The sequence below is a fragment of the Acinetobacter sp. YH01010 genome (genome assembly GCF_013420775.1).
Classification (GTDB): domain Bacteria; phylum Pseudomonadota; class Gammaproteobacteria; order Pseudomonadales; family Moraxellaceae; genus Acinetobacter; species Acinetobacter amyesii.
Genome location: NZ_VOYF01000001.1, coordinates 297966 through 323495, shown reverse-complemented (window position 1 = coordinate 323495; position 25530 = coordinate 297966). Strand labels below are relative to the sequence as shown.

Sequence of the window (25530 nt, the reverse complement as noted above, 5' to 3'; positions counted from 1 at the left end):
TAAGTTGAATGTATTCTGCTTCAACTTCGCGTTACGTGTTTGGTGTGACTTTGAGCATACTTTCAACAGGGGCGTGGGCTGCGTTGCAGACCACGCCTTTTCTTGCCATACATAGTAGCCCTCAATATCATCAATTACAGGCAATGCCCTATGCCAATCCTCTTGCCAATAAAGGGGGATATATCACGACCTCGAGTATTGGGAGTTTTGATAATTTAAACAGCATGAATGGAAAAGGGCGTTCTGTTGAAGGTATCAATTATCTTTTTGATAGCTTGATGAGTTCATCTTTAGATGAACCGGGTGTGATGTATCCATTGCTTGCCGAAAAGGTGACATTTGACCCGAAAAAAACTAATTTTGTTATTTTTCATTTAAACCCAAAAGCACGGTTTAGTGATGGTTCTGAACTCACTGCTGAAGACGTTAAATTTAGTTTTGATACCTTTCAAACTAAATCAAATCCCGGTCTACAAATGTACTTAGCGGATTTGGACAAAACAGATGTTTTATCTAAATATCAGGTGAGGATGAGTTTTAAATCTGGACACAACACTGATATGCCCATGATTTTGGCGCAAATGCCGATTTATTCCAAAAAAGATTGGGCAAAAAAAGATTTTACTCAAATTACATTGCAGCCCATATTAGGCTCAGGCCCTTACACAATTGAGACGATCGATGCAGGTAGGAGTATTCGCTACAAGCGCAATCCTGAGTATTGGGGGCAGAACTTAGCTGTTAATCGTGGTCGATATAATTTTAACCATCTGAAATATGTATATTACCGCAGTCCTGACATTGCCTTTGAAGGCTTTAAAGCAGGTCAATTTACGTTATATGAGGAAAAGACTGCACGTAATTGGGTGGGAGCGTACAATTTTCCTGCTTTTAAAGACGGTAAAATTGTCAAATATCGCTTTAAACATGAACGACCGATTCCCACAAAAAGTCTCGTATTTAATACCCGTCGTGCGCCATTTAGTGATATTCGCTTTCGGCAAGCTTTAACTTTTGCTTATGATTTTGAATGGCAAAATAGAGCGTTGTTTTATGGGCAGTATCAGCGTTTACAGAGTTATTTTAGTAATAGTGTGTTAGAAGCAAAGGGAAAACCCTCTATCCAAGAGTTGGATATTTTAAAACCGATGTTATCGCAACTTGATCCTATTCAACGACAGGGGGTTTTATCCAATTGGCAATATCCTGTTTCTGATGGCAGTGGATTTAATCGAAAAAACCTTCTGCATGCACGCCAACTGTTATTGAATGCGGGTTATCGTTATCAAGACGGCAGATTGGTGGATGCAAAATCTCAGCCTGTGAAATTTGAACTTTTGATTCAGCAACAAGATTTGCAGCGAACCTTAATGCCATTTATACGAAATTTGAAACGTTTAGGTATTCAGGTGTTATTACGACAAGTCGATGGACCGCAATACACCGAGCGTATGCGAAATATTGACTTTGATATGATCGTGGATGAAATGCCTCAATCGCTCACTCCAGCGGGTGAGCAAGCTCAACTTTGGGGCAGTCAAGCAGCCGATCAAGTGGGTAATTATAATTATGCTGGGATTAAAAATCCTGTGATCGATAAGCTCATTCAACAGGTGATCAATGCTCCAAATCGGGAGGAATTGATTGTTCGTACGCGTGTTTTAGACCGCCTGCTTAGAGCGGGTTATTATCAAATCCCAATGTTTGGGCAAAGTGAAAACTGGTTTGCCTATTGGCATATGTATAAGCAACCTTATGTCAAACCTAAACTTTCTGTAGGGATTGACTATTGGTGGAGTGATGTAGCTCAAGCCAAGCAAATAACACAATATCTACGGCAGCAATAAATACACCTGAATGACAAGGAATGTGAAAGCAACATGGGCACATATATTTTAAAAAGATTGCTCCTGATTATTCCAACATTGTTTTTCATTTTACTGATTAACTTTGTCGTGATTCAGATTGCACCGGGAGGACCTGTTGAACAAGCCATACAGCAAGCTGAGTCCTTTCAAGGTATGGGAAACACAGGTGGTGGTGAAACTGCGACGACAGGCAGTAAATACCAAGGTGCTAAAGGCCTCAGTGAAGAAATGGTGGCAAAAATCGAAGCGCAATATGGTTTCGATAAGTCATTGTTCGAACGTTTTTGGCTCATGTTAAAGGGGTATGTGACGCTAGATTTTGGTACCAGTTTCTTTAAAGATAAGCCTGTGACTCAGCTGCTTTGGGAAAAACTGCCAGTATCTTTATCCCTTGGCTTATGGAGTACCTTGCTGATCTATATGGTGTCTATTCCATTAGGCATTAAAAAAGCCCGTCAACATGGTCTGTTATTTGATAAAAGTACGTCTATTTTATTGGCTATCGGCTACGCCATTCCTGCTTTTGCCTTTGCCATTTTACTCATTGTATTTTTTGCAGGTGGTTCATATTTTCAGTGGTTTCCTCTACAAGGTTTAGTTTCAGAGAATTTTACTGAGTTAAGTGTATTTGGCAAAATTGCAGATTATTTTTGGCATATGGCGTTGCCTTTGTTTGCCATGGTGATTGGTGGTTTTGCTGGCTTAACTTATCTGACCAAATACTCTTTTATGGAAGAACTAAATAAGCAATATGTTCTTGCTGCTCGTTCTAAAGGTTTGACCGAATCACGTGTGCTGTATGGGCATGTATTTCGTAATGCAATGCTCATTGTTATTGCTGGTCTACCAGAAGCCTTGATTGGCATCTTCTTTGTGGGAAATCTATTTATTGAAATTATTTTCAATCTAGATGGCCTGGGATTGTTGGGGTTTGAAGCCATCGTACAACGCGATTATCCAGTGATTTTTGGCACCTTGTTTATTTTTACCTTGATGGGGCTGATCTTAAGATTAATCAGTGATGTCATGTATCAAATGATTGATCCACGAATTAATTTTGATTCGCAGGGGGCAAAATAATGTCTCCGATCATGCAAGCGCGATTTCAACGTTTTAAAGACAATAAATTAGGTTTTACATGCTTTATCAGCTTTGCCTTGATTTTTATGTTGTCTCTAGCTGTCGAGTTTATTGCCAATGATAAACCGCTCTTGGTCAAATACGATGATTCTTTATATGTGCCCGTACTAAAAAGCTATCCAGAGACCGCATTCGGTGGGGTATTTGAAACTGAGGCTGATTATAAAGATCCTGTCGTTCAGCAACTGATTGAAGAGAAAGGCTGGGCTGTATGGCCACTAATTAAATTTTCCTATCAAACACCGAATTTAGAACTGGCTGTGCCCGTACCATCTGCACCAACTGCACAAAATTGGCTTGGTACCGATGACCAAGGGCGTGATGTGCTCGCACGTATTTTATATGGACTACGTGTGTCGCTCTTGTTTGGTTTTGCATTAACTTTTGCTTCAGCCATATTGGGCATCATGGTTGGGGCGATACAGGGCTATTATGGTGGCTGGGTAGACCTCATTGGTCAACGGATTTTAGAAGTCTGGGGCGGACTACCGATGCTATTCATGGTGATGATTTTGGTCAGCATGTTTACGCCGAGTGTGTATTGGCTCTTTGTCATTATGCTGCTGTTTGGCTGGCCCACTTTGGTCGGCTTGGTTCGTGCAGAGTTTTTGCGTGCTCGTAATTTTGATTATGTCCGTGCAGCACGGAGTCTTGGCGTTACAGATAGCACCATTATGTTTCGGCATATCTTACCAAATGCGATGAGTTCCAGTCTTTCACAGCTACCTTTCATGCTCACGGCAAATATTACGGCACTGACAGCCCTAGATTTCTTAGGTTATGGCTTACCGCCTGATGCAGCGTCATTAGGTGAGTTATTGCTTCAAGGGAAAAACAATCTGAATGCACCATGGCTTGCCTTATCGGGATTCTTTACCTTAGCGATCGTGCTGTCTTTATTGATCTACATTGGGGAGGCGACACGTGATGCATTCGATCCTAGACGTCAATAATCATCAAGTTAATGTACATCCCATCGTGTTAGAGGTGGAACATTTACATATTTCACATGCAGCACAGGTCTTGGTTGAAGACCTGAATTTTAAATTGCATGCAGGTGAAACGTTAGCCATTGTTGGAGAAAGCGGTTCAGGTAAATCGATTAGCAGCCTAGCTATACTCGGTTTGTTGCCAAGTGATCTGCAGGTCACAGGCAGCGTCAGCCTGAATGGACAAAATATTCTTGGACTGAGTCCTGAGCAGCACCGAAACATTCGTGGACAGAAAATTGCCATGATTTTTCAAGAGCCGATGACGGCCTTAAATCCCTTACATCGGGTTGAAAAGATTGTTGGTGAGTCACTGTTGTTACAGGGATGGTCGAAGGCAAAAACTCGGCAGCGGGTTATAGAATTATTAAATGATGTTGGTATTCCTGATGCTGAAGATAAGTTAAGACGATACCCACATGAGTTATCTGGGGGGCAGCGACAACGTGTCATGATTGCCATGGCATTGGCCTTAGATCCTGATATTTTAATCGCTGATGAGCCAACCACGGCTTTAGATGTCACTTTGCAAGCGCAAATCTTAAATTTATTAAAGTCGCTACAACAGCAGCGTAATATGGCCATGATTTTAATTAGCCATGACCTGAATTTGGTCAAGCGCTATGCCGAACATGTGATTGTGATGAATCGTGGACAAGTGGTGGAACAAGGAGATGTTCAGGAAATTTTTGAGCAACCGAAGCAGGCGTATACCCAAAATCTGTTAGACCATGATTTTGGTGTAGCAATACAGGTTTCACAAACGCAGACACTTTTAAAATTACACAAATTAGGAGTGAAGTTCCCAGTCAAACAAGGCTTATTGAACCGCATCAAAGATTATGTCGTTGCGGTAGAGGCTTTGGATTTAACAGTGGCTGAAGGTGAGTCGATCGGTATTGTTGGAGAGAGTGGTTCTGGGAAAAGCTCCCTAGCATTGGCTATTGCTCGGCTCATAGAAAGTGATGGCGAAATTATGTTAAATCAACACGCCATCCATCAACTTTCAGAAAAACAGCTCAGACCTTTACGTCGTGAATTTCAAATTGTCTTTCAAGATCCATTCAGTAGTTTAAATCCACGGCTAAATGTAGAGCAAACCATTGGCGAAGGTTTGGCCTTACAGCATTTATCTGCAAATGAAATTGTACAGCGTATAGATGAAGCTTTGCAGAAAGTCGAATTAGCCAGCTCATTTAAGCAGCGTTATCCACATGAGTTATCCGGTGGGCAACGGCAGAGAGTCGCCTTAGCACGTGCGTTGGTATTACGTCCTAAATTATTGATACTCGATGAACCCACATCGGCACTAGATCGGACGACACAAAAAGCCATCGTGAAGCTACTACGGCGTTTGCAGCAAGAATTTAATATGAGTTATTTATTTATCAGTCATGATTTACACGTGGTCAAAGCCCTGTGTCAAAAAGTGTTGGTACTGCGACATGCCAAAGTCATGGAGTTTCAAGACACTGCAGATCTATTTGCACGACCACAAACGGACTATACCCGTAAATTAATTGCAGCCAGCCAATACTAAAATCAAAGCTATGGATATTTTGACATGTGTCATTGTCAAAATATCCTTGACCTTTAGAAAATAATAATTAGAGTAAATACTCAGGACTTATTATTTCATTTTGGACATTGCCATGAGCCATTTAGCTGAAAGCTTTAAAATTCGTAATACCACATTTAAAAATCGCATCATTAAAGGTGCAATGAGCGAAGCATTGGCCAATACCGCAGGCCAACCCAATCACTTACATTTTGGGTTATATGAAGCTTGGGCGAAGGGTGGTTTAGGCTGTGCCATTACGGGTAATGTCATGGTGGATTTTTGTGCTAAAAATGAGCCTGGGGTTGTTGTCGCTGAAACAGAGCGTGATTTAGCACAGTTAACACAGTGGGCTGAGCTAGGCAAGAAGCACGGCATGGTGCAATTGGTTCAACTTTCACATCCTGGCCGCCAATGTCCTAAAGGTTTAAATAAAGAAACGGTTGCACCATCTGCTGTGCCATTTAGTCCAATGTTAGCTACAACGTTTGGAACACCGCGCGAACTTCGTGAAGATGAAATTTTAGATATCATTCAGCGTTTTGCACGTGCCGCACACATTTGTGAAAAGGCAGGCTTCGAAGGCGTGCAATTGCATGGTGCGCATGGTTATTTAATTAGTCAGTTCTTGTCGCCACTGACCAATAAACGTCAAGATCAGTGGGGCGGTTCAAATGAAAACCGCATGCGCTTTTTGCTTGAAATCTATAAGGCAGTTCGTGCAGCGACGACAGATGATTTTATTATTTCGGTCAAACTCAACTCTGCTGATTTCCAACGTGGCGGAATTAGCGAAACAGATGTGATTGAGGTCTTTAAGGCAATCGATTCCGCAGGGATTGATATGATTGAAATCTCGGGCGGTTCCTATGAAGCGCCAGCGATGGCGGGTGCTAAAGAAGAAAAACGTAAAGCCAGTACCATTGCTCGTGAAGCTTATTTCCTCGATTTTGCGGACAATATCCGTAAAGAAGTGAAATGCGCGTTAATGGTTACCGGCGGGTTTAGAACCGTCCAAGGCATGAATGCTGCACTAGACAGTGGAGCTTGTGATTTTATTGGTATTGCACGTCCTTTCGCTGTTGAAGTCGATTTGGCTGATCGTTTATTGGCGGGTCAGGATGTTCGTTATGGTGTGGACAAAATTAAAACTGGCATACCGATGATTGATAAAATGGCGATTATGGAAATTATTTGGTATGCCGCTCAGTTTAAATCGATTGGTGAAGGAAAACAGCCAAATCCTAAACTTTCACCGTTAAAAGTGTTTTTTAAATATCTCAAAGGCAATTTAACCGCGGTCATTAAAGGGCAAGTCAATTCACGTAAGTCGGCTTAGTCAATCATTGAATTATTAGAATAAGGGCAATCGGCATACATCCATGTTATGGTTGCCTTCATTCATATCAATATTACTTACAATAAAAATGTCTAAAATTTTAATATTAATAGTCATTCTTTCGGGGCTCAGTTCTGCTCTCTATGCCCAGTCTACATTTCAGACGGGGGATATCATTTTTCATATCTCAAAGTCACAACAAAGTTTAAGCATTCAAAAGGCGACACATTCGCCTTATAGTCACATGGGCATGATCGTAAATAAAAATAACCAAACTTGGGTGCTTGAAGCTATTCAACCTGTGCAATATACCGCTTTAAATCAATGGATCGCGCGTGGGGAGAATGCTCACTATGTGGTGAAAAGGCTCAAACAACCCTTAAATGTGCCGCAGAAAACGAAGCTAGTACAAAATGCAGAAAAGTACTTGGGCAAACCCTATGATATTTATTTTGAATGGGATGACCGTGCAATTTACTGTTCTGAAATTGTTTGGAAAGCTTATCAGCATGCTTTAGGAATCGAACTTTCGCCGTTACAACAACTTAAACAATTTGATTTAAAACAATATGAAGTGCAGCGTCTAATGCGGCAGCGCTATGGTCAAAATATTCCGCTAAATGAGCAGGTGATTGCCCCTAAGGCCATTTATGATTCAAAACTTTTAAAAGAAATATTTAGAAATTAAGGCAATAAAAAAGCCCAAGTCGCAATGCTTGAGCTTTTTAATGAGTGGTTAAAACCAACTCGAATATGGCGTCCCTACGGGGATTCGAACCCCGGTTACCGCCGTGAAAGGGCGATGTCCTAGGCCTCTAGACGATAGGGACAGTACAGAAAGCAAATTTTAAAACCGTTTATTTCAGTCTAAGTTTTTAGACTAAATAATGGCGTCCCTACGGGGATTCGAACCCCGGTTACCGCCGTGAAAGGGCGATGTCCTAGGCCTCTAGACGATAGGGACTTAATAAAATGTACTTCTGAAAATTGGCGTCCCTACGGGGATTCGAACCCCGGTTACCGCCGTGAAAGGGCGATGTCCTAGGCCTCTAGACGATAGGGACGTTTCAGAGGTGGGCGTATATTAGGGTGAAAATCGGGGGGTGTCAAACGCTTTTCTATAAATAAATTCAGTTTTTGTTGTTGAGTGCATAAAATTAAAACAATTTGCTAAAAATGTTTGAAAAATACATTATTTATGTCGGTTTTTTCAACACTTGTAAGATTGTAGCAATAACTTCTGGATGCGTTAAATATCCAGCAATATCGTGTGGGTGTTCAATCGATGTCTGAATTTGCTGGTTGATAATGGCGGGTTGAAAATCAAATGGTGCCTGACTCAGTGGAAAAGCGCTGAGAAAATCATCATGTGAATAAAAGTTTAACCAATCACCTGAAATTGCATCAGGTCGCTGTAAAGGCTGAGGTAAGTGGGCTTGGATGACACGAAAAGCCAAAGGTGAGCCCAAGGTAATAAAGCGCTGTATGTTGAGTTCAGGATGTAACAGTAAAAAATGATACGCAATCACGCTACCTAGCGAATGTGCAATCAACAGGGTGGGTTTCGTTTGATGTAATTGCTCATGCAGACGAGTATGAACTGCCTGAATAAAGTGTGGATTGGATAAATAGAGATAAGTTTCGACCAAAAATTTATGCAAAAGTGTGGCATGTAATTTTGGGAAATAATTCATTAAAACTGCAAAATCGCGTAGGGCAAGATCTTTGCCAAGTGCAGTGATCGATTTGAATGATTGACTAAATCCAATAGCATCATTGAGGGTGATGTCAGGTAGATTGTTTTGTACGGCATGATGCTCAAGTACTTTTGGTGATTTTTCTAGGAGTTCAGTGCGATGGATAAACGGAAAATGTGGCCACGTTTGAGGCGTCAAGGTGCTGGCTTGAAGCATATTCTGCAAATGATAACGCGTGAGTAAATCTCCATAAAAAGGCATGCGCATATGGTGCTGTATATATGATAAAAAAGTCTCTTGATGGCTTTGCTTTAAGCCTTGAGACAACAGTGCAAGCCAATGCTGTTCGAGCGAACGTGCAGTTTGTTGCTGTTGATTCATGCCATGGATAAAGATGATCTGCATATTGCACCTCATCGACGGATCAGTTTTTATTCTACTTTTATTAAAATATAGCCATAAAAAAAGAGCAACCGAAGTTACTCTTTTATCGTGTTTGGTATGACAACGCAGATCAATCTTTGTTGTGATACAAGGTGTAGTAGCTGATATAACACGCCACAATGAAGATCATACAGCAGATAAAGCCAGTTAACATTTCTGGGTCAAATACCATACTAATACAGGTAATAAGACAAAATACAAAACCGAGTATCGGCACGATTGGGAAGAGTGGTGCAGCAAAAGCTAAATCTTTTGCAGTTTTGCCTTCTTTATACCACTGACGGCGGAAGTTGAATTGGCTTAAACAAATACTCATCCATACCACCACCATGGTAAATGCCGCGACACCTAACAAGTTTTTGAAGATGGTTTCTGGTGCAAATTGCTCAGAAAGTAAGCCCGGCATACCACCGATCATGGTCACAATCACCGCAACATAAGGAATACCACGTGAGTTCACTTTAGAGAACACCGCAGGTAATTGCTTACTATAGGACAATGACCACATCATTCGAGATGCAGCAAATAAACCTGAGTTTGCAGCAGAAAGTAGGGCTGTGATAATGACAAAGCGGATGATGTCTTCTGCATAAGGAATACCAATGTGCTGGAATACTGTTACGAAAGGTGAACTACTTACACCTTCGGCAGATAAGCCAGCTTCTTGGTGTGGCAATAATGCAGTAATAACAACAATGGTACCTACAAAGAAAATCAACAAGCGGAAAATCGCCGTGTTAATGGCTTTAGGCACATTTTTCGCTGGATCTTTGGTTTCACCCGCAGCAACACCAATCAGTTCAGTACCTGAGAATGCAAAGTTAACAATCAACATTGTAGCGAAGATTGGGAACAAACCTTCAGGGAACCAGCCTTGTGCAGTGAGGTTGCTAAACAGCGGTGCAGCTTCATAGCCTCGATAGCCTAAAACACCAAAAATGGCCAATAGACCTAAAATAATAAAGGCTACAACGGTAATCACTTTGACTAAAGCTAGCCAAAATTCAGATTCAGCAAACCATTTGGTTGAAATCATATTCAAGCAGAATACAAAAGCACCAAAGATTAAGGTCCACATCCACATAGAGCTGTCTGGGAACCATTCCTGCATTAAAAGTGCAGCAGCGGTAAATTCAGTTCCTAGCGTTACTGACCATGTCAGCCAATAGAGCCAAGTGATGGTATAACCCGTACCAGGTCCGATATAGCGTTTAGCATAAGCGCCAAATGAACCAGATTCTGGCATATGTACAGCGAGCTCGCCTAAGCAAAGCATCACCATATAGGCGATAATACCGCCTAAAAAATACGAAATAATGGCACCTACAGGCCCCGTTTGTGCAATGACTTCACCCGAACCAAGAAATAAACCAGTACCGATTGCGCCGCCAAGCGAAATCATCACCAGATGTCGAGTACTCATAGCGCGTTTTAACGGCGCAGAATTGCCCTGATGCGAAGCATCATTCGGAGAATGTGATGACTGCATAGAGAAAAAGGAGAATCAAATAATGAAGCGAGTAATTGTAGAGAAGAATGCAATGATGATGCAATCAATTAATATAAATTATAGATAAATAAACTTTAAGTTTGTCAGAACTGACAGAAGAATTGGCGTCCCTACGGGGATTCGAACCCCGGTTACCGCCGTGAAAGGGCGATGTCCTAGGCCTCTAGACGATAGGGACGTTTTGAGGTGGGTGTATAGTACATAGCCCATCTATATTTGTCAAAATAGAGTTTCATTGTTATATTCTAAATGTATATAAATGAAACAAAAAACAGAATTTTTTTAATGAAAAATAATTTTAATGAGTTTATTTCTGGAATTTTATTTGAAATCAATCAATTTAATGTGGGCAAAGTCCATGAAAGATTCTATATAGTTTTATTGAATTATTTGCATTGGTTTGAAGTTTATCCAAATAATTTTTCTTCGTATATCAGTAAATCAGGGTTTGAAAGAATTATTGATGAACTTTTATTTAGGGATTTAGATGGGGAAAGTAGAATTACGTATAATCACCTCAAATCTTTAGATGATTCTCATTATTTTTTAGATATCCAGAGCTTTTTTAAATTATATTTAATCTTAAAGGTTCGAAGATATCAGTTGTCTAGTGATGATGTAGAACTTGAAAAATTAGAAAAAAAATTGGATGTAAGTTTTGAGCCAATGTTGTGGAGTAAAGACAAACAAGATTTATTGGTTATTAATCGTGATTTTCCTGAATTTAAAAAACAGATGAATTCAAGTCGGGTGCTTTTGCCACTTTCATTAATAGTTTTTAACTTTACTTTTGTTGAATTAATATCTAATACAAGTTTGAGAGTATCTATCCAAATATTTCTAGCAATAGTAGCTGTGTGTCTTTTAGCTAATGTTTCTAAAGGGGCAAAATCCGAAAAGGACTCATTAGAGTTGAAAGTATGGGATTATATCTTGGTGTTGAGCGAGGATAAAAACTCATTGACGAAAAGCAGTTGAACTATTTCTTTAAATTATAATTTGTACAGTGGTTTTTGTGGATTAAACTGCTCCCACAAATCATTTTTGAATTTATATGGAAACCCTAATTTTTCTCTCATAGGGAAGAGAAATAGTTTCATAAAAAAAGGTGGCTAATGAGCCACCTTAACTATTTTATTTATCGTGATATAACCAATAATAACCTGCATAACACGCCGCCATAAAGATCAGACAGCCAATAAAGCCTGAAAGCATTTCAGGATCTGCAGCCATACTTAAACCTGTTGCGGTACAGCAGACAAAGCCAAGAATTGGAACCAGCGGGAACCATGGTGTACGGAATTTAAGTTCTGACACGCTATGACCTTGTTTCAGCCATTGGCGACGGAAGTTAAATTGACTCCAGCAAATACTCATCCACACGATCACCATGGTGAAGGCAGCAACCCCCATCAAGTTCTTGAAGATGACATCTGCGCCAAATTGTTCTGACAATAGACCTGGTAAACCACCGATCATAGTGACCAATACAGCAATATAAGGCACACCAGTTTTGCTTAATTTGCCGAAAGCACGTGGTAATTGTTTTTGTGCGGACAGCGCCCACATCATACGTGATGCAGCATATAAACCAGAGTTAGCTGTAGACAGTAAAGCCGTAATAATGACGAAACGAATTAAGTCTTCTGCATAGGGAATGCCCATCAGGTTAAATACGGAAACGAATGGGCTACTACTTAAGCCGCCATGTCCACCAACATTTAAACCTGCATCGGTATAGGTCAACAGTGAACTGATGACGATAATAGTGCCGACAAAGAAAATGATTAAGCGCCATACCGCAGCATGAATGGCTTTAGGCACATTCTTTTCAGGGTTTTCAGTTTCACCTGCAGCGATACCAATCATCTCCGTACCATTAAAGGCAAAGTTCACGATCAATAGCGTGGCAAACAGAGGGAACAAACCATTTGGCAGCCAACCATGTTCTGTCAAATTGTGGAACATTGGAGCTGATTCATAGCCTTGGAAAGGTACGAAACCAAAGATGCAGGCAAAACCAAGGATGATGAAAATCAACACTGTTGCAACTTTCACCATTGATAACCAAAATTCTGACTCTGCAAACGCACGTGTAGAACTTAGATTAGAGATCAGTACGCCAGCTGCAAAGATCAGTGTCCATAACCAAATAGAGGTTTGTGGAAACCATTCCTGCATCAAAATAGCCGCCGCAGTAAATTCTGTACCTAAGGTGGCAGACCAGCCCAACCAGTACATCCAAGACACCATATAACCGGTACCCGGGCCAATATAATTAGTCGCAAAAGCACCAAAAGAGCCAGAAACAGGTAAATGTACGGCAAGTTCACCCAAACAGAGCATGACCATGTAGGCAATCAAACCGCCAATAATATAGGCAAGAACAGCGCCTAAAGGCCCAGCTTGTGAAATAACTTCACCTGAACCCATAAACAAACCAGTACCAATTGCACCACCAAGTGAGAGCATCACAAGGTGTCGAGTCGTCATCGCACGTTTAAGCGATGGACTTTTACCTTCAGCAGACGAGTGTTGCGAAGGTTCAGAGGGAGATTGCATAGTGAAATGAAAATTGAATGAAAGGTATATTTTATGATTGAATGCAGTGAAATGATTGATAAATCGAATTTTTCTTATAATGTGATAATACTGATCTAAAATTTAAATCTTTAGCACTGACCATTAGATTAATGGTCAGGAGTTTGATATTCGGCTTCGGAGGTTGCAGGTACTTGAGTTTGTTCGGTTACAGGGGCTTTGTTGTCATCGCGGCTCACAATATACAGATAGAGTGCAGATGGAAATAAGATGGCTAAAACCAAGAGCAACTTTTTAAACATAGGGTATTCTTACATCAAAATAGATCAAGCTGAAGTATAAACAAAACCAGTCAGGCTGTAATTAATTAAAGTTTACGGTTTTTCTGTTCTAGATTGGATAGGATGACTTGGTAAATGTCGGGGTAGTGTTGTTTAAAGTTCCGTTGTTGCATGATTGTGATGGTTGAAGCATTTGGCTCGATACCCAGTTTTAAAATTTTTTGGGTTAAAGCGAGTTGAGGGGAGCGACCATCAAAATGTGTATTTAGTAAGTTACCATCGGTATATTTTACTGTGAGTCCGATATTCAGGAGATAATCAAAAACATCAGGCAAACCAAAACCGGCAGCTTTGTAGAGTAAATTATATGTTTCTGCACGATAGCCACGGCCGTATGTTTGATGTGTTTTTAATAATCCTAATGCATTATAAAATTCTAATTTAGCAATAATTTCTTGTTCATTAATAGAACCATCGCCATTTTTTAAAGTCCTATTGATGGTATTAAAAGTGACATCGTTTGAGCTGGGTTTGCAATTAGCAGCAATCAGTCGCTTGATATCTTGAAGTGGAAGTATAAGATGCGCTGTGTCACACATTTTTTTAACTTCTTTATTTTTCATTTTACTGTTTTGAATATTTTTATTTTCAAATTCCTGCACTATGGCTGACCAACCATATATGTTTATAAATTTATAATAACGAGATGCATCATTTGTCATCCCTTTGATCTTTTTAAAGTCGTGAATGTTTTTCACTGATGGTGCATTGGTAGCGTGATTTTGTGGCACTGGAGCATTTGCAAAGCAATGCATACTCATTAGCAGGCAGCTGGTAATAACGATGTTTTTCATGGTTTGTGTGCTTTTAATAAATTGTAAACGTCAGGATATTTGGTTGAAAAGTCATTCTGTTCCATTTGTTTATAAACGTTACTATTGGGCTCGATTCCTGCATTCAGTAGTTTTTGAACGAAACTCACAGAAGGGTTACGGCCTTTGATATTGTCTAAAATTAAATTACCATCCACGCCCGTGTAATCGACTCCAATACTCAGCAAATAATCAAAAACGTCTTCAAGCCCCCAACCAATTGTTTTAGATTGCAAAGAGCTTTTTTCTTCATACGGGCCAAATTTATACGTAACGTGTGTTTGTAAAACATTTTCCGACTTGTAGAGTTTTAATTTTTCAATGATTTCGTTTTGATCTATTTTGCCTTCTGCATTGGTTAATGCGCCATTAATAATCATAGAGGATGAACGGCCATTGAGTGGTTTGCAATTTGCTTTAAATAAGCGTTTGGTTTTATCGGCAGTGCTTTGACTCAGTGCAATTTCGCAAAGTTTTTCTATTTCCCCTTTAGGCATTTTACTTTTTAGGATGGTTCCATTTTTAAAATCACGAACGATTGACTCCCAACCGTATTTACTTGCTGTTCGGTAATACTGTATTGCTTCTTCGCTCAATTTTTTGGTTTTTTTCGCTTGTATTTGAGTGTCATGATCGTTGGTTTCGGGAATAGAAGATTCTTGGTCATCATTCAATGCTGTTTGATTTGTCTGATTGGCATCGTGCTCAACAGTATTTGAAAAATTTGTCGGTAGGCTGGCTTCGGGTCTAAAAATGTAGATGAAGATACCGAGACATACTATGCACAGGCCAAAGAGTAAGATTATTTTTTTCATGTTTTAGTCTATTTTAAAATGAATCAAGAGCGTTTTTAAGGCGCTCTTGATAGGGAAGATTAAAATTTAAATGTGACATCAGCAATGAACTGTCGCCCAATTTCAGATCTAAGTCTGTTGGTCGACTCACTAATACCTGGGGTGGTATAGATATTATGTCGATTGGTAATATTGTTAATGGTTAAACCGAATATTGCTTTGTAGTCTTTAGAGAAATTCAAATCATAAGTGGTACGCATATCCCAACTAAATCGAGGTCTAATTGTATCTGTGGCATAGGCTTCCAACAGGACACCATCATGCTCAACTTTGTTTTTTAGTTTATACGTATCTTTATATTCAGATTTGTAGCTTAAGAAGTTATTAATCTTTAATGGTAAATTTGAAAACTCAATGTCCCAACCAAAACGAGCCGTCCAAGGCTGATTGAAATTTTCAACAGGACGTTCATTAAATTGGATGAGGCTGCCGTTAAAAATAATATCGCGATCTTCAGCAGCGGTATTACTGTTAACGTTATATGGCTCAGAATAGTCTAAATAATTTTTTTCCGATTCAGTGTAATCAAAGCCAAAGTTAAACCCGTGCAGAGAGTTTTTATATACGACTGGCAGCGTATTTCTGAGTGTGAGTGTGTAAATGTCAGCTTTTGCTTTACCACTATTACTATATTCAAAATGATCGATGGTATTGCTGGTTGTTGGATCAATAAAACGATTTTTTGTGATTTCATCTTTGCTATCGCGATTCACCCATTTCAGACCAAGGTTCCAGTTTTTAACTTGGCTATTAATGGCAAACACAATTTCGTCAGCATAAGGGGTCTTTAAATTGGCACGTTGAATATTGGAATTAGCTAATATTAAATCTGATAACCCAGTTTGAGTCCAATAGTCTTCAGTTTGATTTTTTGTGCGTTTTAAATTGTATTCCAAAAATGCAAGTTGATCTTGCAGTTCAGTGGCTAAGGTATAGTTTGCATAATATCGATTCCATCCCGTAGTGAAGGACAGAAGATCATTTTTTAGCGGTTTATAGTTAAAGGCAGTACGAGGTGCAATATTTAAATTTTTCGATAAGCTATCATAATCTGCACGTAAACCTAAACGCGCTGAAAAATTATCCCAAGTCGATGTGTTTTCAATGAAGGTATGCACACGTTGTTGGTCAATATTAACTTTACCTTTTTGATAATACTTGCCATTTGTTTGATATTGGCCTTGATAGTTATTTTCATCCGTTGCTTCATCACAAAGAATATCACCTGCCGTACAGCTAATGCCTGAACTAGATGTAAAAGTCTTAGGCTGATTATACATATAGGCATCGTTAGGCCGTTCCCATGCAACTTTAGAATAGTCATAGCCCATACCAAAGCTTAATTGTTGCATGCTGTTGCCAATCTGAATGGTATCAAACGTATTTTTTAGACTATACGAAAATGTATCTTGGTGTAATTCAATATCACTACTTGTGGCACCTTCACCAGGATTGGAACTCCAGTTTTTAGTTGGTGTTTGCTTCCAAAGAATGCCGGTAGTTGAATCATTTTCACGTGCTTGGCTTAGCGTTTGATAGCTAATATTTTGTTTTAATGTTGAATTATTGAGTTTACTTTCTAATTCACCAAAAAATGTCAACGTTTCTGTATTGCTAATACTTTTTGAATTTATTCGCTTATCAACGAAATTTAGACTGTCCAAATCCCCTAAATCAAAGCCAAACTTCGCTTTGGTTGTGTCCGAAGGTGTGTAAAAAAGGGTAGTCCCTAAGTTGATATTATTACGCTCGCTTTTGACTTTACTGCGATCTTCTAAACCACTCATTACTGGAACGATGGATTCACGTTTAGAGGCATAACTATTGATGCCCCATTGTTCAGAGAGTTTGCTGTATAGATTCAGGCTTAAGCCGTGTTTTTTATATTCTTTATTATTTGATGATGTTGGATCTTCAAACTCTGCAGCTTCTTCTTCATCGGTAAAATGATAACGTGACCAATCACTTTCCGTGTAGTCGTAAGTAACGGAGCCGTGGATTTTGCCAATTTCAGTATTTGGGGTACAAGTTTCAGCATTAACTACACCACCTGTAAATTCGCCGTATGCTGCAGAAACATTACTATCGATCAATTCTAATTTACAAATTAAATCGGTATTTAGGGCCATCCCTTGTGAGCCACCATCAAGCTTGCCTGAATAGGAGTTGCCGCTTGCCAGAGGGTCAAGGTTATTGGTGGTATTGACGCCGTTAATTACAAATTTATTTCGGTAAGTTTGCGCGCCATTAATAGATATCTCGGATGGTCGTAGCTCAGCCTGTGAATCTGCAGAACGTTGTTCACGGCTAAACTGCACATTTGGATTAACTTTTAAAAAGTCTGTGATATTTTTCGAACTATTCGGCGTTTTTTCTAAATCTTCTTTGGTGTAGATGGTTTTACCTACTTCTGGCTTGGCTTTGACTTCAACTTCAATCGGCGACATTTTGAGATTATTGCTTTGAATAAATTGAGTTGTATCAATTTCATTGGCATAAGCTTGAGATGCTAAAGCAGTCAAAATTGCGAGATTGAGGGGAGAATAGGCAAAGCGCATGGCTGTCAACAATTATGCAGATAAAAACGATAGCGATTATCATTAACTTTGCAAAAATAATCAATAGAAATGAGAATTATTTGCAATAGGTGTTTTTTTAATACACAGCGATTTCAGTGAATGAAAATTTTAACTAATCAGTAGAGATGGTGATGTGTATTCAATAGACTTGAATATTCAGCTTGGAGAAAGTCTGAATAAGAATTGGCGTCCCTACGGGGATTCGAACCCCGGTTACCGCCGTGAAAGGGCGATGTCCTAGGCCTCTAGACGATAGGGACGTTTAGAAGATGGCGGTATCTTATTGATCCGCCATCATAGTGTCAAGTAGGTGAGGGCCGAGTTTGTTCAAAATATAGCAGAACAGTTCAGCGGTCTTCTGAGTATCGTAAAGTGCAGAGTGTGCTTCTTTACCATCAAACTCAATACCTGCTTGAATACATGATTTTGCCAGCACAGTTTGTCCAAACATTACAGCGCTCAAAGTCACTGTATCGAATACGGAAAAACTATGGAAAGGATTTTGATTTTTTGTCCCTGTACGTGCAATAGCTGCCTGTACAAACCCTAAATCAAAATGGGCATTGTGACCAACTAAAACAGCATGAGTGCAGTTTTGTTGACGACGTACTTCATTCACTGACTTAAAAATACGTTTTAATGCTGATTTTTCATCTTCAGCCATGGCCATACGCATCGGATTAAATGGATCTACACCAATAAAATCCAGTGAACGACGGTCAAGGTTGGCACCTTCAAACGGATTGATATGTGCATGGTGGGCTTCACCCGGTACAAAATTACCTTCTGCATCATACACAATAGGAATCGCTGCAATTTCCAGTAAGGCATCGGTCTGTGAATTAAAACCTGCTGTTTCGACATCGACAACAACAGGTAGGAATCCACGGAAACGTTGACCAATGACTGGTCGAGTTTCATCTGTCACACTTTTCTCCATTGGATGGTCTTACCCGCATACAACGGAATAATTTTTTCGCCATCCAAATAGTCTAAACTTTCAGGGATCACTTGATCTTCTTTTACCAAAGTAATGGTATTGGTATTTCGAGGGAGTCCGTAGAAGTCTGCACCAAAGTGGCTTGCAAAACCTTCTAAACGGTCGATTTTACCGACTTGATCAAATGCTTGAGCGTATAGCTCAATTGCTGTTGGTGCACTATAACATCCTGCACAGCCACATGCATTTTCTTTAGCATTTTTTGAGTGAGGCGCACTGTCTGTACCTAAGAAAAATTTAGGGTTTGCACTGGTCGCAACTTCGAGCAATGTTTGCTGATGGGTTTGGCGTTTTAAAATCGGTAGGCAATAGAAATGCGGTTTAATACCACCCACCAACATATCATTACGGTTAAACAATAAATGTTGCGGTGTGATTGTCGCAGCGACATTACGGTCTTGTTCTAATACAAAATGCGCAGCTTCACTAGTAGTGATGTGTTCTAGCACCAATTTTAATTTAGGGAACTGTTTTAACAGTGGAGAAAGCACTTCATCAAGGAAACGTTTTTCACGGTCAAAAATATCCACATGGTTATGTGTCACTTCACCATGTAACAGTAACGGCACTTGGTGTTCTTCGAGTTGCTCAATCACACCATAGACTTTACTAATATCACTGACACCACTGTCTGAGTTCGTGGTTGCACCCGCTGGATAGAGCTTAATGGCATTAACATGCTCAGACTCTTTAATTTTTTTAACTTCACTTGCAGGGGTGTTGTCTGTGAAATAGAGCACCATACGCGGGTCAAAGTGAACGCCTTCAGGAACATGTGCCATGATACGTTCACGGTATGCATTTGCTTCTTCAACGGTTTTTACCGGTGGTACGGTGTTTGGCATACAAATCGCGCGAGAGAATTGTTGTGCTAAATCAGGAACTGTACGCTTTAGGGCTAGACCGTCACGTAAATGTGCATGCCAATCATCTGGCTGAAGAAGAGTAATCGTATTCACAGCGATTCCAAGCTTGGAAATAAAACAAATGATAATGCAAATAATGTGAAAATGGTAACGAGATTTCTGTACAAATGACTGAACAGATATAAATAAAGAATAAAACTGTGGTATTTTTAAATGACTAAAAGAATTAGATAAATGCTTGGAAATGGAATACAAGTATAACCTTGCAAAGTTGCAATACGATAAAGAAAAAATAGAGGAACTGATTACACGGCAAACTCGTCGTGTAGGGGAAATGTTTCCTAAAAAACTGGAAACCCAATTTTGGACTTTAAACCTCGATCGTGCGCAAACCAACATACGTCATTTTTTCTGGATGGGGGTGTTGATCTACTTTGTGCTCACCATGCTGATCATTCCCGGAGATTACTGGATAATTAATCAGCAGCATTTTGTGCATGATTTTATTCATTGTTTGCTTGGACAGCTCAATGGTGCGCTGTGTCTTCTGACTTTATATGCCTTTGCTCGTTACGACCGTCTGAAGCCTTATTTTTCACATGCCAGTATGTTTGTAGTGTTTTGGGCAGTTATTTCAATGTCTTGGCTCACCATGACCGTGTATACCGAAGCACTTAAACATCAGGCCATGATGATCCTTTGTATGATTTACATCTTGAGCTATATTTTGACGGGGGTTAAACCAGTCCAAATGTTGATGTCTGGATTGTTGGCTGCTGTGGTCACCATGTTGATGCTTTTTTCATTAGAAGTGAAATTTGATGTGATGGTATTGGGGCGTGTACTGATTGGAAGCTGTGTATTGGGTTTTGCAATCAGTAAGATGCTCTGTGCGCGTGAACGGATGATATTTTTGAATATGCTGCGCGCGGATATTAGTGAAAAAATCCATCGTATTCATACCACAGAGCTTTTACATTTAAGTCAGCATGATGAATTAACCAAGATTTCAAACCGACGTACTTTTGATGAAATGCTTGATACCTTTTATGAGCAATCTCGACGTAATAACACCTCGCTTGCTGTGCTATTTATCGATGTTGATCATTTTAAAAACTATAACGATTTCTACGGTCATCAAAAAGGCGATGATGTAATTTCAACCATTGCCAAAACCATTAAAAATGCCATTCGACATATGGATTTTGTAGCGCGATATGGTGGTGAAGAATTTGTGGTTTTATTGCCTGAAACCGATGCGCATGGTGCTTATGCGGTAGCGTCAAATATTTATAAAGCAATCGATCGTTTAGAAATTCCACATGCCAAATCACAGGTTTCAAATCACGTCACTATTAGTTTGGGTATTACGGTATATCGTGCTGAAAATATGACGAAGGATGAACTGTTAAATATTGCCGATCAGGCGTTGTATCGTGCGAAACAATTAGGCCGGAATCAAATTTACTATCAGTCGATTCGTTCAGCACATGTGGCTTAATGTTTAATAAAATTGAGAACTTCTCTGAAATCGGCAATAAAAAACCGCGCAAAATGCGCGGTTTTTTATGACTCAACAAATCTTATTTGTTTTTGTCTTTTAATTGAGGCACTGCAGAACCTGTACCTACTGCAAGTAAGCCAGAGTTTGTGTAGATACCTAATTTAGCGCGAGTATCTGTGATATCCAAGTTACGCATAGTCAATTGACCGATACGGTCAGCAGGACTAAACATAGAGTCACCTTTCTCCATAGTTAAACGTTCAGCTTCATAAGTGAGGTTAGGAGATTCAGTGTTTAGAATAGTGTAGTCATTACCACGACGAAGTTCTAAAGTCACAGTACCAGTGATTGCTTTAGCAACCCAACGCTGCGCAGTTTCACGAAGCATTAATGATTGAGAATCGAACCAACGACCTTGGTAAAGAAGACGACCTAAACGCAGACCGTTAATACGGTATTGTTCGATGGTGTCTTCGTTATGAATACCAGTCACTAAACGTTCATAAGCGATATGAAGAAGTGCCATACCCGGAGCTTCGTAGATACCACGAGATTTTGCTTCAATGATACGGTTTTCGATTTGGTCAGACATACCTAGACCATGACGACCACCGATACGGTTAGCTTCAAGAATGAACTCAACTGGGTTTTCGATGCGTTTGCCATTTAATGCAACAGGGAAGCCTTCTTCGAAAGTTACAGAAACTTCTTCAGCTTTTACTTCTACGTCATCTTTCCAGAACGCAACGCCCATGATTGGGTCTACGATTTTGATACCCGCATTAAGGTATTCAAGATCTTTTGCTTCGTGAGTCGCACCTAACATGTTTGAGTCAGTTGAGTACGCTTTCTCTTTTGACATTTTGTAGTCAAAACCATTGTCGATCAGGAACTGTGACATTTCTGCACGGCCGCCTAGCTCGTCAATGAAAGTTTGGTCTAACCAAGGTTTGTAAATTTTTAGCGATGGGTTAGTCAATAGACCATAGCGGTAGAAACGTTCAATGTCGTTACCTTTATAAGTCGAACCGTCACCCCAGATGTTTACATCATCTTCTTTCATTGCGGTTACAAGCATCGTACCTGTAACTGCACGACCAAGAGGAGTCGTGTTGAAGTAAGGCATACCACCAGTTGAAATGTGGAAAGCACCACATTGAATAGCCGCAATACCTTCTAATGCAAGTTGTAAACGACAATCAACTAAGCGAGCTTTAACTGCGCCATACGCTTCCGCTTTTTTTGGAATCGCATCGTAGTCGTCTTCATCAGGTTGACCTAAGTTTGCTGTGTAAGCATAAGGTTCTGCACCTTTTTGTTTCATCCACAAAAGCGCAGCTGAAGTATCTAGACCACCAGAGAAGGCAATACCAACTTTTTTGCCAACTGGGACATTCTGCAAGATAGTTGCATTATCAGTCATTGTTAATCCTAACGATATAAATATAGGCACCGAGAATGGGTGGCCTGAAAGAATACATATATGTGCATGATTGTAGCACTTTTCTGCGGGGTTTTTCTAAAAAATCATGAGATACAAGCGATGAGGTGGAAAAAAATGATCGTTGAAATCTATTGGTGAATACTTCATCCAGTTTTTGCGGGCGGAAAATGCGTTTTCTGAATGGAATAGGATGTAAATATAAAGAAATCTATTTGATTTAAATTAATGGTCATACCATTATTGGGTTAATTTGGTTTTTATGCTTTTCATTGAAATGAGACTGAGGTCAAACAAAGCGTGGTTATTAGACTAAAGTATATTTTATAAAGTTTAGTTGTAAATAATAAATACAAAACAGATATTTAAAAGTTGATATGGAGGTTTTTAAACGGAAAAATAATGTTTTTGTATTTTATATTGGTCATACCAAAAACAAGAAAAGCTTGAATGATTGAGTTGAAATAATTAAAAATTGCGGAGTATTTCAGCAATAGTATGAGTTTTTATGTGTTTAATATTTATATTAGTCATACCAATGATAAAAAGACCACATGCTGATATTGCTCAATAATTAAATCTTAGTAAGCATTTCAAGGAGATGACAATGCTTCAATGGCAGCAAATATATGACCCAATGGGGAATATATGGATATCAAGTTTAATTGCGCTCATTCCGATTATCTTTTTTTTCTTGGCGCTTGCTGTATTTCGTTTAAAAGGCAGTGTGGCAGGTACGATCACCGTTGTACTGGCACTGTTGGTGTCTTTATTTGCCTATGACATGCCTGCGCTTATGGCATTGGCTTCGATGGTCTACGGTTTTTTCTATGGTTTATGGCCGATCGCATGGATCATTATTGGTGCGGTGTTCCTGTATAAAATCTCAGTCAAAACAGGGCAGTTTGACATCATCCGTTCTTCGATACTTTCCATTACTGAAGATCAACGTTTACAGATGCTATTAGTCGGCTTTGCTTTCGGTACTTTCCTAGAAGGTGCTGCGGGCTTTGGTGCTCCTGTGGCGATTACCGCAGCACTATTGGTAGGTTTAGGCTTTAAACCTTTATATGCGGCAGGTCTTTGTCTGATCGTAAATACAGCGCCAGTGGCTTTTGGTGCGATGGGTATTCCAATTATCGTTGCTGGACAAGTGTCTGGTGTAGATACGATGGAAATCAGTCAGATGGTTGGTCGACAGTTGCCATTTATGGTGCCGATTGTACTGTTTTGGATTATGGCGATTATGGATGGCTGGCGCGGTGTGAAGGAAACTTGGCCTGCGGTTGTGGTTGGGGCGAGTAGCTTTGCGATTGCACAGTACCTAACCTCGAACTTTGTCGGTCCTGAATTACCCGATATTACTGCGGCGATTGCCTCTTTAGTGTCATTAACGATTTTATTTAAATATTGGCAGCCTAAACATATTTTCCGCTTTGCAGATCAAGATGCGACGATGAGTGAAGATGTGGCTGCACAAAAACAGCAAAAATATAGCTTGGGTCAAATTGCAAAAGCGTGGTCGCCATTTGCGATCTTAACGGTGATGGTCACGATCTGGAGTATTAAACCGTTTAAGGATTTATTTACCAAAGACGGTGCTTTACATGATTTGGTTATTTCGATCAAAGTGCCATTCTTACACCAATTGGTTCAAAAGATGCCGCCAGTCGTACCTGAAATGAAGGACTACGATGCCATCTATAAATTTGATTGGTTTTCGGCAACAGGTACGGCAATTGTCATTGCTGCGATCATTACCATTATTTTCTTAAAAATGAAGCCGAAAGACGCGATTGTGACCTTTGGTGAAACCATTAATGAATTAAAAATTCCAATTTATTCGATTGGGATGGTGTTGTCTTTTGCTTTTATCGCCAACTATTCAGGTATGTCTTCGACCTTGGCTTTGGCCCTTGCACATACAGGTCAAGCCTTTACCTTCTTCTCGCCATTTTTAGGATGGCTTGGTGTATTCCTCACGGGTTCAGATACGTCAGCCAATGCGCTATTTGCAGCATTGCAGGCGACTACTGCACAACAAATCGGTGTGCCAGAAGTATTACTCGTTGCTGCTAATACCAGTGGCGGTGTGACAGGGAAAATGATTTCACCACAGTCAATTGCAATTGCATGTGCGGCAGTCGGGTTGGTAGGTAAAGAGTCGGATTTATTCCGTTTTACCGTAAAACACAGTATAACGTTCACAATCATGATGGGGATTTTAATCACCCTACAAGCTTATGTGTTCCCTTGGATGATTCCATAACACGAATTGTGTAACAACGTTAAGGAAAGCAGATGAAAGTCTCTGATAAAACTGTTCAAAGTCTTCGTGTATTGATTGAACAAAGCAATATGCAAGTTGGAGATCGTCTGCCTGCTGAACGGAAATTGTGTGAACAACTTGGCGTCTCACGCACCTCTTTACGCGAGGCGATTTCTCAATTGACTAGCATGGGCGTGTTGGTCAGTAAAGTGGGTGCGGGGACTTTTTTAAAGCAATTACCAGCGACTTGGTCGAGTTATCAAATTGTGCAGCCCATCAGCAGTTTGATTAGTGAAGACCCTGCCTACCGTTTTGATGTGCAAGAGGCGCGCATTATTTTAGAAGGTGGTACTGCATGGTATGCGGCACAACGTGCTACAGCAGAGGACTTGGCACATATCCGACATTATTATGATCAGATCAATCATTTTCAGGCTTTAGGGAATGACGATGAAGCAGCGCGTGCAGATGCCAAATTTCATTTAGCAATTGCTGAAGCATCACATAATTTAGTGTTGATTCAGATGATGCGTGGTCTATTTGATCTGTTGCAATTTAATGTCGTTTTAGGTCGTCGAAAAGTTTATAGCGAAGCACACCGATTTGATCAATTGCATGATCAGCACTTCCAAGTCATGAATGCAATTGAACGTCGTGATCCTGAAGCTGCACGTAAAGCAGTCTGTGGACACATTGAGTTTGTAGTACAACAGGTGCGCATGATTGATGAAGAAGAAGCTCGTCGTCAGCGTGCCAGTCGATTAAACAGGATATAAGC

The 25530-nt window shown here is 39.9% G+C and carries 20 protein-coding genes and 5 tRNA genes; 10 read left to right on the top strand and 15 right to left on the bottom strand.

Annotation, left to right across the window (positions count from 1 at the left end; genetic code table 11):
* The first annotated feature begins 8 nt into the window (after positions 1-8).
* The 6 genes from FTT77_RS01620 to FTT77_RS01595 all read left to right on the top strand — a co-directional run bounded on the left by FTT77_RS01620 (position 9) and on the right by FTT77_RS01595 (position 7582).
* Positions 9-1847 carry an extracellular solute-binding protein gene (locus FTT77_RS01620; protein WP_180108780.1) on the top strand — a complete coding sequence of 613 codons (1839 nt, stop codon included), beginning with the start codon at positions 9-11 and terminating at the stop codon, positions 1845-1847.
* 33 nt (positions 1848-1880) lie between these two features.
* Positions 1881-2948 (top strand): microcin C ABC transporter permease YejB, encoded by a 1068-nt coding sequence (locus FTT77_RS01615; RefSeq protein WP_180108779.1) that lies wholly within the window; start codon positions 1881-1883, stop codon positions 2946-2948.
* Positions 2948-3961, top strand: a complete 1014-nt coding sequence (locus FTT77_RS01610) for an ABC transporter permease (RefSeq protein WP_180008289.1) — start codon at positions 2948-2950, stop codon at positions 3959-3961. The genes FTT77_RS01615 and FTT77_RS01610 overlap by 1 nt, the downstream gene beginning before the upstream one ends.
* The gene (locus FTT77_RS01605; RefSeq protein WP_180008388.1) at positions 3936-5537 is read left to right on the top strand and encodes an ABC transporter ATP-binding protein; all 1602 of its coding nucleotides are present in this window, start codon (positions 3936-3938) and stop codon (positions 5535-5537) included. The genes FTT77_RS01610 and FTT77_RS01605 overlap by 26 nt, the downstream gene beginning before the upstream one ends.
* 112 nt (positions 5538-5649) lie before the next feature.
* Entirely contained in the window at positions 5650-6894 is a 1245-nt protein-coding gene (locus FTT77_RS01600) for an NADH:flavin oxidoreductase/NADH oxidase family protein (RefSeq protein ID WP_180008287.1), read from the top strand.
* 43 nt (positions 6895-6937) lie between these two features.
* Positions 6938-7582, top strand: a complete 645-nt coding sequence (locus tag FTT77_RS01595; RefSeq protein ID WP_306669437.1) for a YiiX family permuted papain-like enzyme — start codon at positions 6938-6940, stop codon at positions 7580-7582.
* A gap of 66 nt (positions 7583-7648) precedes the next feature.
* On the opposite strand, the gene FTT77_RS01590 is transcribed toward FTT77_RS01595, so the two are convergent.
* From FTT77_RS01590 to FTT77_RS01565, 6 genes are all read right to left on the bottom strand, one after another.
* Positions 7649-7724, bottom strand: a tRNA-Glu gene (locus FTT77_RS01590).
* 58 nt (positions 7725-7782) lie between these two features.
* Positions 7783-7858 (bottom strand) — tRNA-Glu (locus FTT77_RS01585).
* Between the two features lie 24 nt (positions 7859-7882).
* A tRNA-Glu gene (locus FTT77_RS01580) sits at positions 7883-7958 on the bottom strand.
* A gap of 132 nt (positions 7959-8090) precedes the next feature.
* Positions 8091-8996, bottom strand: a complete 906-nt coding sequence (locus FTT77_RS01575; RefSeq protein ID WP_180074167.1) for an alpha/beta fold hydrolase — start codon at positions 8994-8996, stop codon at positions 8091-8093.
* A gap of 109 nt (positions 8997-9105) precedes the next feature.
* Complete coding sequence (locus FTT77_RS01570) at positions 9106-10524, bottom strand: amino acid permease (protein ID WP_078189154.1); 1419 nt, start codon at positions 10522-10524, stop codon at positions 9106-9108.
* Positions 10525-10647: 123 nt separating this feature from the next.
* Positions 10648-10723 (bottom strand) — tRNA-Glu (locus tag FTT77_RS01565).
* Positions 10724-10830: 107 nt separating this feature from the next.
* On the opposite strand from FTT77_RS01565, the gene FTT77_RS01560 reads away from it, so the two are divergent.
* A complete protein-coding gene (locus FTT77_RS01560) occupies positions 10831-11523 on the top strand; it encodes a hypothetical protein (RefSeq protein ID WP_180108778.1) in 693 nt (230 codons plus the stop codon).
* A 156-nt stretch (positions 11524-11679) separates the two neighbouring features.
* Here FTT77_RS01560 and FTT77_RS01555 read toward each other — a convergent pair whose 3' ends face one another.
* The 8 genes from FTT77_RS01555 to pyrC all read right to left on the bottom strand — a co-directional run bounded on the left by FTT77_RS01555 (position 11680) and on the right by pyrC (position 19631).
* On the bottom strand, positions 11680-13107 hold the full coding sequence (locus FTT77_RS01555; protein WP_078192919.1) for an amino acid permease: 1428 nt from the start codon (positions 13105-13107) through the stop codon (positions 11680-11682).
* A 128-nt stretch (positions 13108-13235) separates the two neighbouring features.
* Entirely contained in the window at positions 13236-13388 is a 153-nt protein-coding gene (locus tag FTT77_RS01550) for a hypothetical protein (RefSeq protein WP_180004134.1), read from the bottom strand.
* 65 nt (positions 13389-13453) lie between these two features.
* Complete coding sequence (locus tag FTT77_RS01545; RefSeq protein WP_180008279.1) at positions 13454-14221, bottom strand: hypothetical protein; 768 nt, start codon at positions 14219-14221, stop codon at positions 13454-13456.
* Entirely contained in the window at positions 14218-15054 is an 837-nt protein-coding gene (locus FTT77_RS01540) for a hypothetical protein (RefSeq protein WP_180108777.1), read from the bottom strand. Before FTT77_RS01540 ends, FTT77_RS01545 begins: the two co-directional genes overlap by 4 nt.
* Before the next feature lie 59 nt (positions 15055-15113).
* Positions 15114-17651: a TonB-dependent receptor plug domain-containing protein gene (locus tag FTT77_RS01535; protein ID WP_180108776.1), complete on the bottom strand. Its 2538-nt coding sequence runs from the start codon at positions 17649-17651 to the stop codon at positions 15114-15116.
* 205 nt (positions 17652-17856) lie between these two features.
* A tRNA-Glu gene (locus FTT77_RS01530) sits at positions 17857-17932 on the bottom strand.
* Between the two features lie 20 nt (positions 17933-17952).
* A complete protein-coding gene (gene rnt, locus FTT77_RS01525) occupies positions 17953-18612 on the bottom strand; it encodes a ribonuclease T (protein WP_078192915.1) in 660 nt (219 codons plus the stop codon).
* Positions 18597-19631, bottom strand: coding sequence for a dihydroorotase (gene pyrC / locus FTT77_RS01520; RefSeq protein ID WP_111885770.1), 1035 nt, complete (start codon positions 19629-19631; stop codon positions 18597-18599). Before pyrC ends, rnt begins: the two co-directional genes overlap by 16 nt.
* A gap of 151 nt (positions 19632-19782) precedes the next feature.
* On the opposite strand from pyrC, the gene FTT77_RS01515 reads away from it, so the two are divergent.
* Entirely contained in the window at positions 19783-21039 is a 1257-nt protein-coding gene (locus tag FTT77_RS01515; protein ID WP_180108775.1) for a diguanylate cyclase, read from the top strand.
* A gap of 82 nt (positions 21040-21121) precedes the next feature.
* On the opposite strand, the gene argG is transcribed toward FTT77_RS01515, so the two are convergent.
* The gene (gene argG / locus FTT77_RS01510; protein ID WP_078189146.1) at positions 21122-22465 is read right to left on the bottom strand and encodes an argininosuccinate synthase; all 1344 of its coding nucleotides are present in this window, start codon (positions 22463-22465) and stop codon (positions 21122-21124) included.
* 619 nt (positions 22466-23084) lie between these two features.
* On the opposite strand from argG, the gene lldP reads away from it, so the two are divergent.
* The gene (gene lldP / locus FTT77_RS01505; protein ID WP_180004194.1) at positions 23085-24752 is read left to right on the top strand and encodes an L-lactate permease; all 1668 of its coding nucleotides are present in this window, start codon (positions 23085-23087) and stop codon (positions 24750-24752) included.
* Positions 24753-24784: 32 nt separating this feature from the next.
* Positions 24785-25528, top strand: coding sequence for a transcriptional regulator LldR (gene lldR, locus FTT77_RS01500; RefSeq protein WP_180004196.1), 744 nt, complete (start codon positions 24785-24787; stop codon positions 25526-25528).
* Positions 25529-25530 lie beyond the last annotated feature (2 nt).

Bases quoted from the DNA above. Each gene is read 5' to 3' on its own strand.
- FTT77_RS01615 (WP_180108779.1), top strand. From the start codon at position 1,881: ATGGGCACATATATTTTAAAAAGATTGCTCCTGATTATTCCAACATTG.
- lldP (WP_180004194.1), top strand. From the start codon at position 23,085: ATGACAATGCTTCAATGGCAGCAAATATATGACCCAATGGGGAATATA.
- FTT77_RS01595 (WP_306669437.1), top strand. From the start codon at position 6,938: ATGTTATGGTTGCCTTCATTCATATCAATATTACTTACAATAAAAATG.
- FTT77_RS01550 (WP_180004134.1), bottom strand. From the start codon at position 13,388: ATGTTTAAAAAGTTGCTCTTGGTTTTAGCCATCTTATTTCCATCTGCA.
- FTT77_RS01605 (WP_180008388.1), top strand. From the start codon at position 3,936: ATGCATTCGATCCTAGACGTCAATAATCATCAAGTTAATGTACATCCC.
- rnt (WP_078192915.1), bottom strand. From the start codon at position 18,612: ATGGAGAAAAGTGTGACAGATGAAACTCGACCAGTCATTGGTCAACGT.
- argG (WP_078189146.1), bottom strand. From the start codon at position 22,465: ATGACTGATAATGCAACTATCTTGCAGAATGTCCCAGTTGGCAAAAAA.
- lldR (WP_180004196.1), top strand. From the start codon at position 24,785: ATGAAAGTCTCTGATAAAACTGTTCAAAGTCTTCGTGTATTGATTGAA.
- FTT77_RS01600 (WP_180008287.1), top strand. From the start codon at position 5,650: ATGAGCCATTTAGCTGAAAGCTTTAAAATTCGTAATACCACATTTAAA.
- FTT77_RS01620 (WP_180108780.1), top strand. From the start codon at position 9: ATGTATTCTGCTTCAACTTCGCGTTACGTGTTTGGTGTGACTTTGAGC.
- FTT77_RS01545 (WP_180008279.1), bottom strand. From the start codon at position 14,221: ATGAAAAACATCGTTATTACCAGCTGCCTGCTAATGAGTATGCATTGC.
- FTT77_RS01560 (WP_180108778.1), top strand. From the start codon at position 10,831: ATGAAAAATAATTTTAATGAGTTTATTTCTGGAATTTTATTTGAAATC.
- FTT77_RS01570 (WP_078189154.1), bottom strand. From the start codon at position 10,524: ATGCAGTCATCACATTCTCCGAATGATGCTTCGCATCAGGGCAATTCT.
- FTT77_RS01555 (WP_078192919.1), bottom strand. From the start codon at position 13,107: ATGCAATCTCCCTCTGAACCTTCGCAACACTCGTCTGCTGAAGGTAAA.
- FTT77_RS01540 (WP_180108777.1), bottom strand. From the start codon at position 15,054: ATGAAAAAAATAATCTTACTCTTTGGCCTGTGCATAGTATGTCTCGGT.
- FTT77_RS01535 (WP_180108776.1), bottom strand. From the start codon at position 17,651: ATGCGCTTTGCCTATTCTCCCCTCAATCTCGCAATTTTGACTGCTTTA.
- FTT77_RS01575 (WP_180074167.1), bottom strand. From the start codon at position 8,996: ATGCAGATCATCTTTATCCATGGCATGAATCAACAGCAACAAACTGCA.
- FTT77_RS01515 (WP_180108775.1), top strand. From the start codon at position 19,783: ATGGAATACAAGTATAACCTTGCAAAGTTGCAATACGATAAAGAAAAA.
- FTT77_RS01610 (WP_180008289.1), top strand. From the start codon at position 2,948: ATGTCTCCGATCATGCAAGCGCGATTTCAACGTTTTAAAGACAATAAA.